The organism is Halobellus ordinarius, assembly GCF_031823395.1.
Taxonomy (GTDB): Archaea; Halobacteriota; Halobacteria; order Halobacteriales; family Haloferacaceae; genus Haloquadratum; species Haloquadratum ordinarius.
In genome coordinates this window covers 121,261-135,264 of sequence record NZ_JAVQKJ010000009.1, presented here as the reverse complement: position 1 = coordinate 135,264, position 14,004 = coordinate 121,261, and the positions used below count along the sequence as shown (strand labels likewise).

Sequence of the window (14,004 nt, the reverse complement as noted above, 5' to 3'; positions counted from 1 at the left end):
CGGCTGCAAGACAGAGTATGCAAGCGCTCATCCCGGCGGCCGGCCGTGGGACGCGGCTCGGCGAGCGCACCAAAACGCGACCGAAGGGGCTTATCGAAGTCGCTGGGCGATCGCTGTTGGCACACGTCTTCGAGACAGCCGTCGACGCAGGAGCCGACGGACTCGTCGTCGTGATCGGGTACGAAGGGGCGCAGATCGTCGATCGATTCGGCGACTCGTTTGCGGGGGCGCCGATCACGTACGTCCACCAACGCGAGCAGCTCGGGTTGGGGCACGCCGTACTCCAGGCCGAGCCGCACGTCGACGGCCTGTTCTTGCTCCTGAACGGTGACAACGTGTTCGCCGGGAGTGTCGCGCCAGCGGTTGCCGCAGCCGAGAAAGCGGGTATCGACGGCGTGCTCGCCGTCGAAGAAGTGTCGAAAGCGGAGGCGAAGACGACGGGCGTCCTCGAACACGACCGCGACCGCGTGACCGGCCTCGTCGAGAAGCCCGACGACCCACCGTCGACGCTCGTGACGACCGGGTGTTACGTGTTGCCTGCGGATATCTTTCACGCCTGTGCGCTCGTCCAGCCGTCCGCGGAGGGTGAGTACCAGTTGAGCGACGCGGTCGGGCTGCTGGTTCGAGCAGGATACGACATCGAGACGGTGCGCCTCGGCGAGCGCGTGAACGTGAATACGCCAGCCGACGTCGAACGAGCGGTACGGCTCGTACAGAACTAGAGTACGTCGAGATAGCGTTCGACGTACGGATGGAACTCACGGTCAAACGGCGGGCGAAACAACTCCAGCGCGCTGTGTTGCTCATCTTCGGCTATAGCCGGGTTATCCTGCTCGAAGTGACAGCGATACCCGGTCGCGAGGTAGTGTTTCGAGTCGACATCCTCGATTTCGGACGTGTCGTAGAAGTGTTCGTACGTCCCGAGGCACTCGTCGATACCCACCGAGGCACCGAGTTCCTCGGCGGCGACGCGGTGAACGGCCTCGGTGCGCCGTTCGTTCTTCAGAACCGTCCCGCCGGGAACGAACCACTCGCCTTTCGCCGGTTCGTTCTCCCGTTTTCCGAGCAGTATGCCCCCGTCGTGTTCGACCACGAGATCGACAGAGACCAGCGGGACGTTCGCGACGATCGTTTCCCACTGTGCCTGCGGAATCGGCTTGTCATTTTCAGGCATAGCTCAGTCGAGGTAGTAATCGACAGTGCGTTCGAGGCCCTCTTCGAAAGAATACTGCGGTTCCCAGCCGAGCGCTTCGATCTTCTCGGTTTCGAGCGCGTAGCGTTGATCGTGGCCGGCACGGTCCTCGACGAATTCGATGAGATCATCCGAGGCACCGACAACATCGAGAATCGCTTCCGTGACTTCGAGATTCGTCTTTTCGGCGTGACTGCCGATATTGTAGACCTCGCCGAGTTCTCCCTCGCGGAGCACGAGATCGAGTGCGCGACAGTTGTCCTCGACGTAGATCCACTCGCGGACGTTCGACCCGTCACCGTACACGGGAAGCGATTCGCCGGCGGCGGCGTTCTGGATGAACTTCGGGATGAGCTTCTCCGGGTGTTGTCGCGGGCCGAAGTTGTTGGACGTACGGGTGACGAGAACGGGGAGGTCGTGTGTGGTCCGGAAGCTCCTCGCGAGCAGATCCGCGCCGGCCTTCGTCGCCGCGTAGGGGTTCCGCGGATTGAGCGCGTCCTCTTCGGAGAATTTCCCGTCGAGTACCTGCCCGTACACCTCGTCGGTCGAAATCTGGAGGAACCGGTCGACGTCTGCATCGGCGGCCGCATCGAGAAGCGTCTGTGTCCCCTGGACGTTCGTTTCGACGAACGGCTTCGCGCCCTCGATCGAGCGGTCGACGTGGGATTCCGCGGCGAAGTTGACGACTGCGTCGACGTCAGCGACGAGCTCCGTGACGAGTTCCCGGTCCCGGATGTCGCCCTCCACGAACTCGTGTCGCGGGTGATCGAGAACGCCGTCGAGGTTGTCCTTCGAGCCCGCGTACGTCAGCGCGTCGAGTGTGACGATCTCGTCTTCGTCGTGTTCGTCGAGAACGTAGTGAACGAAGTTCGAGCCGATAAAGCCAGCACCGCCTGTAACGAGAATCCGCATACGAGGGCCTTGTCAGCAGCACCTATTTATGTTGCTGTTGGAACACTACGGTATGCGGCTTCTCGTCGTGGGTGCGAACGGACTGCTCGGCAGCAACGTCGTCGACGCAGGGCAGCAGCGCGGGTGGGACGTCTGTGGGACGTATCATTCGACGCGACCGGCGTTCGACGTGCCGCTGGCGCAGTTCGATCTCGGAGACTACGAGGAATTCGGGAATCTTCTGGAGGAGTACGAGCCCGACGTCGTGGTCAACTGTGCGGCGATGACGGACGTCGACGGCTGCGAACGGGATCCCGAACGAGCGCAGTTGCTCAACGGGGATGCGGCGGACGGATTGGCCGCTCATTGTGACGACAAGGAGGTCGAATTCGTTCATCTCTCGACGGACTACGTCTTCGATGGGACGGCACGGGATCCATATACTGAAGAAGCGACTCCCAACCCCGTGCAGGCGTACGGGGAGTCGAAGCTCGCAGGGGAACGGGCAGTTCGGAGAGAATCGGAGACTGCGCTTCTCGCTCGACTTTCGTTCGTGTGGGGCATCCATCGAGGGACTGGCGAACTCACGGGGTTTCCAGCCTGGGTGCGTGATCAGTTACGATCCGGCGAGGCCGTCCCACTGTTCGCGGATCAGTGGGTCACACCGACGCGGGCCGGGCAGGCCGCGGAGACGCTGCTCGATTTGCTTGCTCGGGAGGAAGGAGGGCTCTATCACGTGGCGTGTGCCTCGTGTGTAACGCCCTACGAGTTCGGGACTGTGATCGCTGAGGAGATGGGAGCCGACCCGGAACTGTTACAGGAGAGTTCTATGGCCGACGTAGATCGGGCAGCGACGCGGCCGACGTACAGTTGTTTGGACGTCGGAAATGTGGAGGAAGTACTCGACCGGGCGCAGCCGACGGTGCGCGAAGACGTGGCGTCGGCGTGGAACGCTGTCCAGTAATTTCGTAGGCTAATACACGGGGTTGTGCGAGTGAGTACGATTCAATCGTCGCCGGCTTTGTACGCACCACTACGGCGTTCAATCGTGTGAACCGCCTCGAGGTCAAGCCCCGAGGCTTCCCGTGGATTAGTCGGACACGCCTCGGATACCATTGGGATGATGCCCTCTCGCGGTATCCGAGGTCACGGTCGGGGCGTCCACGGCCCCCGATGCCTGCCGTCGCACCTTCCGCACTTGGGGAAGGTTGTTGAGAGCAGGCACATTCCAGTCTTGATACTTATTGATACCTTTGACGGCGATGTTGATGCTCGCACCTCGGTCGGCGTGGTCTTGGTGCCCACAGTCTCGACACTTGAACCGCTTTTTGTTGCGGTTCGCCCGTTCCGTATGTCCACACATCGGACACTGCTGACTCGTGTATTCAGGGTCAATCCACGCCGTTGGCAGGCCTTCGAAGGCGGCCTTGTACGACGTGTAGTATTGGAGCGCGCGGAACGGCAGGTGGTGCAAGCGTCGATTCATCCGCGTGCCGTAGTCGATACTGTCGCGCATCTCTTTGAGGTCTTCAAAGACGATGCACGGTGTCTCGAACTGTTGGCTCCATTCCACGATGTGACGACTTACCTTGTGGAGGCGGTCACGGACGAACCGTTCTTCCCGTCCTTCGAGCGTATCGTGCATACTCGGTTTCTCGGCGTTCTGCACCCGCTTTCGCATCGTGAAGTAGCGGTGACGCTCGAACTTGATTTCGGGGAAGTCGATGACCAGCGTATCCTCAACGCCTTCTGCTGACAGTGCCGACAGTGCTACATTGTCTTCGTTCACGTCCACGCCGATGACCGTCCGAGAGTCCTGTTTCTCTCGGACAGTACGCTCGGTGTTGGTGACGTTGACGTGCAACTCGGGTGTTCCATTGTGGAACAGTGCTTCTGCTGTTCCGATGGTCCACTCGTCACCAGCGAGTGCCGCCCACAGAATGTCGAGATGGGTGTCGTCGCCTTCCAGCACACCTTTGACGTGCTTGTACGGCTTGGCACTGATACGGAACTCGATAGTACCGTCGTCTCGAAGCGTGAGGTTGTAGCCTTCTTCGTAGTTGGCTCGAAGCGGGTACGCGCCGTCTTTGGTGTGGCTCGGCAGGCCGAAGTCGTCGTACTCGTGGTAGTTTTCCATCGCACCCAGTGCTTTCGCAACGACACGCTGTGTGGTGTTTTTCACGAGGTCGGCGTCGTCGGCCACGCGGTCGGGGATTTCATCCCAGTCAACTCCCTGCTTGGCGAGACGGATGGTTTCGTTGTAGGCCCACCGTGATTCGAGCGTGGCGTCTTCCAGCAGACTCTCGTTGTCACTCTGGATGTTCAGTTGGAAATCCAGCGTCTTCACGAGAGTCTGTACGTCGGTCATTCTTCGGTTGGTTTGACGTGACGGTAGTGGAGAATGAGTGTTCGCAGTACGCTGTCGAAGCTCGTGTGGTCTTCTTCCTCCTTGAGTTCGTCAAGGTCGTCGTACACAGTGTCGGATACCTTGAGTTGTTTCGTCACATCCACTGTTTGCGGCCCCACGGTCAAAAGTATACTGGTAGCAGTCTATGAGTCATTCCACAGAATACTTTTGATTGGTGTGCGTGTTGACAGTATGGGTGAGAAACGGTCAAACCACACGGTATACAACGTTAACTACCACTTCGTGTGGTGTCCGAAGTATCGACACCCGATACTGGGTGTGATAGAAGACTCACTGGAATCGAGTTTTCGAGAGGTGTGCGACGACTACAACTACGAGATACTGTCGTTGCACATCTCACCCGACCACGTACACCTGTTTCTGTCGGCACATCCCAAATACGCCCCGAGCAAGATTGTACGGACAGTCAAGAGCATTACAGCACGAGAGATGTGGCAACAGCACGAACCTCTGTTACAGGAATACCTGTGGGGCGGTGGGTTCTGGGAGGAATCGTACTATGTCGGGACGGCTGGTGACGTTTCGACCGATACGATTGAACAGTACATCGAGCGAACGGAACACGTTTAGCCGAGCTTACGGCCTTCACCCTCGGGGTCAAGCCCCGAGGCACTCGGCCTGTTCCGCCTGTAGATGTCCAAGACCTTCTCGTCGTAGTCGCACTCAGCACCGAGTCGGAACTGACCAATTCGGAGTTTCGAGTGTGGCACGCCTGTCAGCGGTTCCAGATAGTCGTCGGGCGTTCGCCAGCGGCGTTGACGATTTCATCGAGTTTGTCGGTGATGCGGTCCTGTGCGTGTGCATCCAGACTGTCGTACGTTCGCTTCGCTGGACCACGGAAGCGCCACCGCCAAGCGTCCTCACTCATCGTCCGCGAGAATCTCCTCGCGGGAGAACGTCTCGCTGTCGCCGGTCCGGCGCGCGTGTTCGACGGCCGCGATCTCCTTCCAGCTCTCTCGCGTGAGCTCGGGATGCTTCACAGCGTCGCGGAGAGCATCGCGGATGAACTCGCTACGACTGTTGTAGCCCTCAGCTTGCCACGTCGCATCGATGTCTTCGAGGAACGATTCGGTCAACCGGATGTTGATATTCGTCTTCGTCGGCTCTCCGCCGTTCGTTGTATCCGTGCCCGACATACACACGTGTTACATCTGGGGCGGCAAAAGCGTTCGCCTGGTGATGTACATACTGATGAGACGGATGTTGTTACTGCAACAGTGACGATTCAGAAAATCCATAGCAACCGAGCGGCCAGCTATCGCGTCTCTGCTCGGTGCCTCGCATTCCTAGATCTGGTACCGCTCGCGGTGTTCGAGGAAGTGCTCGCGTGCCTCCTCGGGCAGGTCCTCGAAGCGGAGGACCTCCTGACAGTCGAGTCCGGGACACTTCATCACGCGGTTGGCTTCGAGTTCGTTGGCGGCGACGACGGTGCCACAGGCCGGACAGGAGTGGGTGATGATTCGCATTTTTATAACCTGAGCTGGGAGTTCTCGCCGACAACAAGGCGGCGACCTTCTGGGAGAAGTTCCTCGGCGCTCTCGACGTTCGCGTTGCGGCCGAGCAGGCTGTCGACGATGCGCCCCGAGGCGGTGATCTCCGAGTCGCCGATCACGACGCTGTTCTCGATGTGGACGTTTTCGAGGATCGAGTTCGCGCCGATCGAGGTGTACGGCCCGACGTAGGTGCCTTCCTTGATGACCGTGTCTTCGGCGATGGAGACCGGGCCGCGGACGGACGCGCCGTCCTCGATTTTCGAAGACGCGTGGAGTTCGATCCGGCCGGTGGTCTCGGCGCCGTCCTCGACGACCCCCTCGGTTTCGAGGGCGGTGTCTTCGAGGACAAGTCGGTTCGCTTCGAGGATGTCCTCGGGTTTCCCGGTGTCCTTCCACCAGCCCGTGACGACGTGGGAGTCGATCGCGTGGCCGTCTTCGAGAAGGTCCTGGATCGCGTCGGTGATTTCGAGTTCGCCGCGCCAGGAGGGTTCGAGGTCGTCGATCGCGTCGAAGACCGCCGGCGAGAAGACGTACATCCCGATGAGTGCGAGGTTCGTCGGTGGGTCGTCGGGCTTCTCGATGAGCCGGGTGACGGTGCCCGCGTCGTCGACGTCGGCGATGCCGAACGCCTGGGGGTTGTCGACCTCCTGGAGGGCGATGCCCGCGCCGTAGTCGCCGGCCTGGAAGCTCTCGACGAGGTCGGTGACGCCGGATTTGAGGATATTGTCCCCGAGGTACATCACGAAGTCGTCGTCGCCGACGAAGTCGCGGGCACAGCCCGCGGCGTGGGCGAGGCCGAGGGGGTTCCCCTGGACGATGTAGGTGATCTCGACGCCGTACTGCGAGCCGTCGCCGAGGAGTTCCTGGATCTCGTCTCGGCCCTTGTTGCCGAGGATGACGCCGATCTCGGTGATGCCCGCGGCTTTGAGGTCCTCGATAGCGTATTCGAGGACTGGCTTGTTCGCGACTGGGACTAACTGTTTCGGGCCGGTGTGGGTGATCGGACGGAGTCGGGAGCCGGTGCCGCCAGAGAGGAGGACGCCTTTCATCGTGTCATCCGCTTGGTTCTTCGTCCCAGTCTAAAGGTATTTTGTCCGTGTCGTAGGGGAGGCGTTCCTCGTCGGGATCGTCGTAGTCGTAGAGGTTCGTCGGGAAGTTGATGAGGAACGCGGGTTCATCGCCGATTGCCTTGAAGCCGTGCCAGCAGTCGCCCGGGATTCTGATTACTTTCTGGTTGTGTTCGCCGATGACGAAGGTGTCCAATTCGTCTTGTGTGGGGGAGTCCTCGCGGTCGTCGTAGACGGCGACTTTGATTCGTCCCTTCGGGCAGACGAAGTGGTCGATCTGGCCGCGGTGGTGTTTGTGCCAGGCACGCGTGATGCCCGGATAGGTCATTGAGTAGTAGGACATTTTTGGACCGGGGTCGTACTCGTCCCAGTCTTCTCTGAAGACTTCGACGAGATGGCCGCGTTCGTCGGCGTTTACTTGGAGATCTCTGAGTTCGACATCGTGGATTTCACTCATTCCTATGACATACGCGTCTTTCGGCCATCTTAGAGTTGGTGGTCGTCGCCGTATCTTGACTCACACGGCCAGAACCTTCCCCTTCGAACAAGCAGTTCGCACTCTTATCCGTCAGCGATAAGTCTTCTCACTAAATCGTCATCTACGTGAGTGTGATAGTGATCGAAAAAAGAACTTCGAGGGCCGACCGATGAATCTTGCACGGTCAAGCCTCAAACTATTCTTGGCAAACGTTGTCGGCGCGGGGCTTCAGTTCCTCGGTATTACGTTCTTTGCCCGAGAACTCGGTGCCTCGCAGATGGGCATCTTCTTTCTGTTTCAGGCGCTGCTCGGTATGCTCGCGATTCCCGCAGATTTCGGATTACGAGGTGCGGTCGAGAAACGCATCAGCGAGGGGGAGTCTCCCGGACAATTTCTATCAAGTGCGATCGTGCTCAAGTTAGTTCCGATCACTGTGATCGTTCTGGGAATTCTCCTGTTACGTCCGTGGCTTAACAGCTATATCGGTGCTAATGTTGCGGTGTTGCTCGCGCTCGCAATCGTGTTGCAAGAGGTGGCACAGCTGTCGCTCGTCGTATTGAAGGGTGAACTTCGGGTTGGCGAGACAGCCGTGTTGAACGTCGCTCGTCAGGCTATTTGGGTTGGGGGAGGAGCCCTCCTCATCGGCTACGGGCTCAAAGCGGAAGCGATGATATACAGTCTGCTGGCTGGGCTGGGAGTGATGCTGGTTTGGGGGTGGTACAAGAGTTCGGTTACGTTAGGAAGGCCAACCGTCACTCACGTCCGTTCGCTCTTCGACTACGGTAGATACAACGTAGTTTCGTCCATTGGAGGGTATTTTTATAGCTGGATGGACGTCGCAATCATCGGACTGTTCCTCACGCAGGCACACGTTGGAGCGTACGAAGTCGCGTGGCGCGTGACCGCAATTTCGATTCTGTTTAGTAATGCTATCGCGATGACTATTTTCCCGCAGGTGAGTGAGTGGAATGCTGACGGGGCCAAAAAAAGTATCGAAAATCTGATAGCCGTGGTGATGACTCCATCACTGTTCTTTGTTATACCTGCGTTCTTCGGAACGGTCGTATTCTCTCAGGAGATACTGCAATTTGTATTCGGTCAAGAGTATACCACCGCTGCGGTCGTTCTGATCGTGTTGATGGGCGATAAAGTCTTTCAGGCAATTCAACTCGTCGTCGGAAAATCGCTCCAAGCTATTAACAAGCCAGGCTTGGCTGCCCGAGCCACGGTTGTGAGCGTTGTCTCGAATGCAGTCTTAAACGTCATTTTCGTTCTTGAGTTTGGTATCCTCGGGGCTGCATTCGCTACTGTCGCGTCCTCACTGTTGAACGATTTTCTACATCTAATTTATCTTCGCAGGTTCATTCGTGTCCGATTTCCCCACCGAGAGATCAGTGAATGCGTCTTGGCAGCACTCGTGATGACGGGAGTATTACTTTTCCTCGAAGCTATGTACGAGGTAGGCAGTCTGGTCGACCTAGCCGGCTTTATTTTCGTTGGTGCAATCGTATACTGTATTGTCGCTCTACTACTACCCAATTTGCGGCCGCGCGCGTTCGAGATGGCGAACCGATTCAGAGTCGCATAATAGCAATCACAGATATCCCATCTCTTCGAGATGGTCTTTCACCTCTTGGCTCGTGTCGAAAATTGTCTCTTCTTTGGAGGGCTCCGGTAACTGCTCTATCCACGAGTTGAGTCGTGCGTCAAGTCGGGCCTTCACCTCGGGTTCCTCGTCTACAATATTGTGTTCTTCCTCCGGGTCATTTTCCAGATCGTAGAGTTCCTCATCAGCGGCGTGTCGAATCTCGCAGTATCGGCACTCACTACGATCGTCTAACCTTTTGATGTATTTGTAGGACTGAGTTCGAATCGTCCGTTTCCGTGCGGTGTGTCCCTCCTCTGTGAAAACGGCGTCACGATCGAGCGTTCGCGGACCCTCTGTGACGAGAGAAACACCATCAAATCTCTCTTTTTGATACTCAACTCCGAGCAAGTCCAATATCGTCGGAGCGAGGTCGAAGTGTTGGACAAATTGATCCTCTCGTCCTTCAAATCCAGGAGCCTTGATTATCAGCGGGACGTGGATCGTAGGATCGTAGAGTCCGTGGTGATCGAAGAGGATTCCGTGCTCGGTAAAGCTCTCTCCGTGATCTGCCGTGACGATTATCGCCGTTTCGTCGTATATCCCCCCTTGTTTTAATTCGTCTACAATGCGTCCGACCGCCTGATCAGCCTGCCAGACTCCTGCATCATATTTTCGTTTCAGGTCTAAGACAGTCTCTGAGTCGCCGGTCAGGTTCTCTTCAAGACGATTCGCCCACGGACTACCTTCAATAGGTTTTATGGATTTTTCAAGAGGTTCATCTCTCTCGTCGTATTTTCGTTCCCGGATTTTCTCTGAATGGTCTTCTATGGGAATATATGGAATGTGTGTATCCCAATAGTGCGCGAATAAAAAGAAGGGAGAGGTAGTATTTCCAATAGTGTGTAATGCATTATCTGTTATCGCCTCCGATTGAGTTGGCTGAACGTCATCGGCTGTCGAACGGCTGTATATATCTTTTATGAATGCCTCTATGGACGACGGAAGTTGCTCTACTATCGTTCCTACATATTGAATCAGAGAACTGCTTTGCTCGCGTCGCGGATTGATGTACGTCTCGAAGCCCCGCTGGTGCCATCGTTCGAGTGTATCGATACCAACTGCTTCGTATGACGAATCAATTAGTTCGGGGAGAGGTGTCGTCCCTGCGGCAAACTGCTGTTCTTCCTCTGTTACTCCCTCACCATGGTTTATCACACCGTGGCGAGTCGGGTACAATCCTGTGAGGATTGTAGTTACTGAAGAATCTGTAGCGTTAACACACGAAAAACTGTGATCAAATACTTCCCCATCGTTGGCCAACGAATCAATGTTAGGCGTTAGATCATCGCCAGAGTAGACCCCAACTCGGTCCGTACGTAGAGCATCTACTACGATTAATACGACATTCTTAATCTCCGAGTTCATACTCCTATCTTTGGTTTGGTCCCTTTATATGTAGGTATCGTAATATATCTGATGCTTTTGTCTAGCATAATTTATACTTCTCAATATATAGCGCCAGCAAAAAGGATATGTTAGGACAATTGAATTATTCATATAGAATGGTGAATATCGATAGAGTTCTGATAACAGGAGCCTATGGGACGAAAAACCTAGGCGACGAAAAAATCCTCTCTGGATTGGCAAAATTATGCCGCAAGCACTACCAAGTTGATGAGGTTATCGCAGCAACGATTGACCCACAAGCGACCCTCAAAGCTACCTCTGTCGACAGAGCCATCCTCAACATTGAAAAAAGTTTTTTTACTTGGATTTCTGTTGCAAAAGATGTTGATTTAATCATCCTTGGCGGTGGTTCTATTGTGGGGACGCCGTTTGCCAGACGGCACAGCCTGATTGTGGCTATCGCGAGTTTACTGGGAACTAAAATATATGTTATAGGTGGTGTAGCTGATGGTGATCCTGTTGACAAAGAAACCTCACGCCGGTATTTGAAAATGGTTGATGCGATTGCTGTACGCGATTTTCTCTCAAAGAATCGGTTATTTTCAATGGGTATTGACGAACCCATCGATGTTGTTCCCGATCCGGGCTTTATTTCGGAACCAGAACAAAATAGGAGGTATACCCTTCCAGAACAGTACATTCTTATTTGTATCCGTTCGGGAGAAGGGCTTCCTTCAAATGTCGATATAGCAGGGCTTAGTTCGGCGTTAGATTCTCTCAACAGTCAGACAAATAATACGATTTTGTTTTTTCCGTTCCACCGCATTAGGGAGGGTGATAGGGCTTTTTCAGAGAAAGTAGCAAAAGAAATGGATACGGATGCAGTGATTTTTGATCAGGAGTATGATATAGCAGACGCTGAATTCATTATTTCAAATGCGGATGCAGTAATTGCAATGCGGTTGCATAGTATGATTCTATCTGCCAGTCAAAGAACGCCGTTTACGCCAATCTCCTATACTCCAAAATGTGACGCCTTTCTAGAGATGATTGAAGTGTCCAAATCGATAGATTATGATTCGATCAAAAGCGAAGAGCTAGTGAACTCCGTAATGGAGAATCTCAATGGTGACACACCGATCTCACAGTCGGAAGACGCCATAAAAGGACTTGAAGAGGATTGTTGGGAAATGTTTGAGCACTGCGATGACCAAGATCGGGAGGCCGGATCCTCACGACCCTTCCTACACTTATTGACATATATTCCAAGAGTGGTTCTAAAAGAGTACCGCTAGTTTCAAAAAACACGCGAATCACTCTATGGGTGAAACAACAAATCACGCGACAGTATGGATTACTTACCGGATATCCCGAAACTTGTTAGAAAATACAATCGATATTAAGCAACTTGAGGCTTTTAGATACCGATAGTATGATGTAGCGAAACGTCAATCATTTGGTGCACATAACTAACTAATGATTGTTGCTGCACTCGTCCTCAACTATAACGACGCTTCACAGACGCTTGATTGCTTATCTGATCTCGCGGAACTTTCGTCTAACCTCCGTCTCTACGCCGTTGACAACGGTTCGACGGACGGTTCAGCGTCAAAGTTAAGACAGTCTGCGATTCCAGACGAGACGATAGTCTTAGAGGATAACTTTGGATTTGCGAAGGGTATGAACAAGGGGATAGATGCGGCACTCACAAAAGAGGCAGATTACATATGGATTTTAAATAATGATATTAAGATCCCAACGGAATTTTCACTTGACGAGCTCATAACGATAGTTTCTGAAGATGACGTTGGCGCTGTCTCACCGCTAATTCGGCATCCAGATGGTGAGATTTGGTTTTCTCAGTCAGAACTAGATATGGAGAAAATCAATGCACGTAATCTTACTCATTCAATTACTGGAATTGTTGAGACGGATCATATGCCACTTGCAGCGGCACTCGTTGACGCCTCCCTCTTACGCGATGTCCCCATTCCGGAGGGATATTTTATGTATTGGGAAGATGTTGAATGGGCAGTCCGCGCCCGAGAAGCTGGTTATCGACTTGTGACAACTGCTGATGTAAATGTAATCCACGATGCAGGCAGTAGTTCAAATCAGGCACTCAAATCCTACTACACTGCCCGTAATCGATGGCTATTCGCGCGCCGATTCTCCCAGCGTGTAGGATCATGGCGGACCCCATATTTGTGGTTGTTATTTCAGTTGACGCTCGGACGGGTATTAGACCGGGATGTCAAGGCGATAACTGCTCTCTGGAAAGGGGCAGTTGATGGTGCTCTTGGCAAAACGGGTAAGGGATCTTACCCGTGAGTTGAACCTAAACTTACTGCTCCACTATCGACAACTGAATGAGAGAAAAGATTCTTACCGACCCTTTCTTTTCCCACTATATGGACGTAGCGATGATTTATCGCGGTGACGCGCCTCATCCCGCTCATAAGGGTTTTGCAGACGCGATTGACGCTGATCTCCTTAGTCTAGATCGATATTCCTTACCTTTGCAATCGCTGCAACACTCGATACCGGAAGAACTCCTCAATGGTGCTTTTCTACCCACCTATGATGTATATATTGCAGAAGGGACCCGTGCCCTATATGGTTCGCTAACGGCCCGAATTGGGAGCGATTCCATATTGATATATCTTGTCGGAGATATGTCTTTGTATAAACTACTATCCCCGTCATATGAGTTTGAAACGCTGGTAAATCAGGTCATCTCTCGTTTTGGTATGAACGCACTGAAATTCACATTCAACCGATATATTGATGGAATTATCGCCGTCTCAGATTTCTCACGCAAATATGCAACAGAAATTATCAAGAACAAGCCTACTGGCGTAGCAAATCCGTATGTCCAGCCCGAGTTATTCGAAAGGTTAGGAGAAGTTTCTCCAGATGTTAGAAATAAGACCGCTATCACTGTCGGATCATATTCCAAATATAAAGGCCAAGATCTTCTTGTTGATGCTTGGGCGGATGTCAGAAGAGAACATCCAGATGCTAAACTGCAACTTGTTGGAAAAGATTATCCATCATCATTTGAGGATGAACCGGGTGTCGTGGTTCACGGCTACGTAGAAGATCTACCAGAAGTGCTGGCATCTTCTTCCCTGTACGTACAGCCATCACGAGTTAACAATTTTCCAGTAAGTGTTTTAGAAGCCCTCCGAGCTGGTCTTCCAACGATCGTTACTAATACAACTGGCAATTATACGGTAGTCAGGCAGTTAGGTGAAAATATGGTTGTAGATCCAACATCTACTGATATTGCTTCGGGGATAAACCGGTATTTCGACCTTTCTTTCAAAGATCGTGAAAAACTATCAACAACCGCTCAAACTCTCGGAAGCAAGTTTGATACTGACTCAAAAAAACAGGATTTCAAATCAACCTTTAATGACGTTATGAGCGAAATTTAGTAGATAGTTTTCAACTACGT

General features: G+C 53.8%; 17 protein-coding genes. 7 read left to right on the top strand and 10 right to left on the bottom strand.

What is annotated here, in order from left to right; genetic code table 11:
* The first annotated feature begins 17 nt into the window (after positions 1 to 17).
* The gene (locus RJT48_RS14690) at positions 18 to 722 is read left to right on the top strand and encodes a sugar phosphate nucleotidyltransferase (RefSeq protein ID WP_311173090.1); all 705 of its coding nucleotides are present in this window, start codon (positions 18 to 20) and stop codon (positions 720 to 722) included.
* Here RJT48_RS14690 and RJT48_RS14685 read toward each other — a convergent pair.
* Both RJT48_RS14685 and rfbB read right to left on the bottom strand, forming a co-directional pair.
* Complete coding sequence (locus RJT48_RS14685) at positions 719 to 1,174, bottom strand: NUDIX domain-containing protein (protein ID WP_311173089.1); 456 nt, start codon at positions 1,172 to 1,174, stop codon at positions 719 to 721. The genes RJT48_RS14690 and RJT48_RS14685 overlap by 4 nt on opposite strands.
* A 3-nt stretch (positions 1,175 to 1,177) precedes the next feature.
* Complete coding sequence (rfbB, locus tag RJT48_RS14680; RefSeq protein ID WP_311173088.1) at positions 1,178 to 2,104, bottom strand: dTDP-glucose 4,6-dehydratase; 927 nt, start codon at positions 2,102 to 2,104, stop codon at positions 1,178 to 1,180.
* A gap of 52 nt (positions 2,105 to 2,156) precedes the next feature.
* Here rfbB and rfbD point away from each other — a divergent pair, with 52 nt between their 5' ends.
* Positions 2,157 to 3,047, top strand: a complete 891-nt coding sequence (gene rfbD, locus RJT48_RS14675; protein ID WP_311173087.1) for a dTDP-4-dehydrorhamnose reductase — start codon at positions 2,157 to 2,159, stop codon at positions 3,045 to 3,047.
* A gap of 126 nt (positions 3,048 to 3,173) precedes the next feature.
* Here rfbD and RJT48_RS14670 read toward each other — a convergent pair whose 3' ends face one another.
* Both RJT48_RS14670 and RJT48_RS14665 read right to left on the bottom strand, forming a co-directional pair.
* Positions 3,174 to 4,451, bottom strand: coding sequence for an RNA-guided endonuclease InsQ/TnpB family protein (locus RJT48_RS14670; protein ID WP_311173086.1), 1,278 nt, complete (start codon positions 4,449 to 4,451; stop codon positions 3,174 to 3,176).
* Positions 4,448 to 4,588, bottom strand: a complete 141-nt coding sequence (locus tag RJT48_RS14665) for a hypothetical protein (protein WP_175454602.1) — start codon at positions 4,586 to 4,588, stop codon at positions 4,448 to 4,450. Before RJT48_RS14665 ends, RJT48_RS14670 begins: the two co-directional genes overlap by 4 nt.
* A 94-nt stretch (positions 4,589 to 4,682) precedes the next feature.
* On the opposite strand from RJT48_RS14665, the gene tnpA reads away from it, so the two are divergent.
* Positions 4,683 to 5,081: an IS200/IS605-like element ISHti1 family transposase gene (tnpA, locus tag RJT48_RS14660; protein ID WP_311173085.1), complete on the top strand. Its 399-nt coding sequence runs from the start codon at positions 4,683 to 4,685 to the stop codon at positions 5,079 to 5,081.
* A 145-nt stretch (positions 5,082 to 5,226) separates the two neighbouring features.
* On the opposite strand, the gene RJT48_RS20800 is transcribed toward tnpA, so the two are convergent.
* The 5 genes from RJT48_RS20800 to RJT48_RS14635 all read right to left on the bottom strand — a co-directional run bounded on the left by RJT48_RS20800 (position 5,227) and on the right by RJT48_RS14635 (position 7,528).
* Positions 5,227 to 5,379: a hypothetical protein gene (locus RJT48_RS20800; RefSeq protein WP_425604718.1), complete on the bottom strand. Its 153-nt coding sequence runs from the start codon at positions 5,377 to 5,379 to the stop codon at positions 5,227 to 5,229.
* Positions 5,372 to 5,647, bottom strand: coding sequence for a ribbon-helix-helix domain-containing protein (locus tag RJT48_RS14650; protein ID WP_311173084.1), 276 nt, complete (start codon positions 5,645 to 5,647; stop codon positions 5,372 to 5,374). The genes RJT48_RS20800 and RJT48_RS14650 overlap by 8 nt, the downstream gene beginning before the upstream one ends.
* 150 nt (positions 5,648 to 5,797) lie before the next feature.
* Entirely contained in the window at positions 5,798 to 5,977 is a 180-nt protein-coding gene (locus RJT48_RS14645) for a hypothetical protein (protein WP_311173083.1), read from the bottom strand.
* 2 nt (positions 5,978 to 5,979) lie between these two features.
* A complete protein-coding gene (locus RJT48_RS14640) occupies positions 5,980 to 7,053 on the bottom strand; it encodes a glucose-1-phosphate thymidylyltransferase (RefSeq protein WP_311173081.1) in 1,074 nt (357 codons plus the stop codon).
* A 4-nt stretch (positions 7,054 to 7,057) separates the two neighbouring features.
* Entirely contained in the window at positions 7,058 to 7,528 is a 471-nt protein-coding gene (locus tag RJT48_RS14635; RefSeq protein WP_311173080.1) for a dTDP-4-dehydrorhamnose 3,5-epimerase family protein, read from the bottom strand.
* A 190-nt stretch (positions 7,529 to 7,718) separates the two neighbouring features.
* On the opposite strand from RJT48_RS14635, the gene RJT48_RS14630 reads away from it, so the two are divergent.
* The gene (locus RJT48_RS14630; RefSeq protein ID WP_311173079.1) at positions 7,719 to 9,137 is read left to right on the top strand and encodes a flippase; all 1,419 of its coding nucleotides are present in this window, start codon (positions 7,719 to 7,721) and stop codon (positions 9,135 to 9,137) included.
* Between the two features lie 6 nt (positions 9,138 to 9,143).
* Here the strand turns inward: RJT48_RS14630 and RJT48_RS14625 are convergent, their stop codons facing one another.
* Positions 9,144 to 10,562: a sulfatase family protein gene (locus RJT48_RS14625; RefSeq protein ID WP_311173078.1), complete on the bottom strand. Its 1,419-nt coding sequence runs from the start codon at positions 10,560 to 10,562 to the stop codon at positions 9,144 to 9,146.
* A gap of 137 nt (positions 10,563 to 10,699) precedes the next feature.
* On the opposite strand from RJT48_RS14625, the gene RJT48_RS14620 reads away from it, so the two are divergent.
* The 3 genes from RJT48_RS14620 (at position 10,700) to RJT48_RS14610 (ending at position 13,984) form a co-directional block, all read left to right on the top strand.
* A complete protein-coding gene (locus RJT48_RS14620; protein WP_311173077.1) occupies positions 10,700 to 11,839 on the top strand; it encodes a polysaccharide pyruvyl transferase family protein in 1,140 nt (379 codons plus the stop codon).
* A 181-nt stretch (positions 11,840 to 12,020) separates the two neighbouring features.
* Entirely contained in the window at positions 12,021 to 12,875 is an 855-nt protein-coding gene (locus RJT48_RS14615; RefSeq protein WP_311173076.1) for a glycosyltransferase family 2 protein, read from the top strand.
* 80 nt (positions 12,876 to 12,955) lie between these two features.
* On the top strand, positions 12,956 to 13,984 hold the full coding sequence (locus tag RJT48_RS14610) for a glycosyltransferase family 4 protein (RefSeq protein WP_311173075.1): 1,029 nt from the start codon (positions 12,956 to 12,958) through the stop codon (positions 13,982 to 13,984).
* Positions 13,985 to 14,004: the final 20 nt, after the last annotated feature.

Coding starts and splice junctions, on each gene's coding strand:
- tnpA (WP_311173085.1), top strand. CDS start 4,683: ATGGGTGAGAAACGGTCAAACCACACGGTATACAACGTTAACTACCAC.
- RJT48_RS14620 (WP_311173077.1), top strand. CDS start 10,700: ATGGTGAATATCGATAGAGTTCTGATAACAGGAGCCTATGGGACGAAA.
- rfbD (WP_311173087.1), top strand. CDS start 2,157: ATGCGGCTTCTCGTCGTGGGTGCGAACGGACTGCTCGGCAGCAACGTC.
- RJT48_RS14610 (WP_311173075.1), top strand. CDS start 12,956: ATGGACGTAGCGATGATTTATCGCGGTGACGCGCCTCATCCCGCTCAT.
- RJT48_RS14630 (WP_311173079.1), top strand. CDS start 7,719: ATGAATCTTGCACGGTCAAGCCTCAAACTATTCTTGGCAAACGTTGTC.
- RJT48_RS14615 (WP_311173076.1), top strand. CDS start 12,021: ATGATTGTTGCTGCACTCGTCCTCAACTATAACGACGCTTCACAGACG.
- RJT48_RS14670 (WP_311173086.1), bottom strand. CDS start 4,451: ATGACCGACGTACAGACTCTCGTGAAGACGCTGGATTTCCAACTGAAC.
- RJT48_RS14625 (WP_311173078.1), bottom strand. CDS start 10,562: ATGAACTCGGAGATTAAGAATGTCGTATTAATCGTAGTAGATGCTCTA.
- rfbB (WP_311173088.1), bottom strand. CDS start 2,104: ATGCGGATTCTCGTTACAGGCGGTGCTGGCTTTATCGGCTCGAACTTC.
- RJT48_RS14635 (WP_311173080.1), bottom strand. CDS start 7,528: ATGAGTGAAATCCACGATGTCGAACTCAGAGATCTCCAAGTAAACGCC.
- RJT48_RS14645 (WP_311173083.1), bottom strand. CDS start 5,977: ATGCGAATCATCACCCACTCCTGTCCGGCCTGTGGCACCGTCGTCGCC.
- RJT48_RS14690 (WP_311173090.1), top strand. CDS start 18: ATGCAAGCGCTCATCCCGGCGGCCGGCCGTGGGACGCGGCTCGGCGAG.
- RJT48_RS14685 (WP_311173089.1), bottom strand. CDS start 1,174: ATGCCTGAAAATGACAAGCCGATTCCGCAGGCACAGTGGGAAACGATC.
- RJT48_RS14650 (WP_311173084.1), bottom strand. CDS start 5,647: ATGTCGGGCACGGATACAACGAACGGCGGAGAGCCGACGAAGACGAAT.
- RJT48_RS20800 (WP_425604718.1), bottom strand. CDS start 5,379: ATGAGTGAGGACGCTTGGCGGTGGCGCTTCCGTGGTCCAGCGAAGCGA.
- RJT48_RS14640 (WP_311173081.1), bottom strand. CDS start 7,053: ATGAAAGGCGTCCTCCTCTCTGGCGGCACCGGCTCCCGACTCCGTCCG.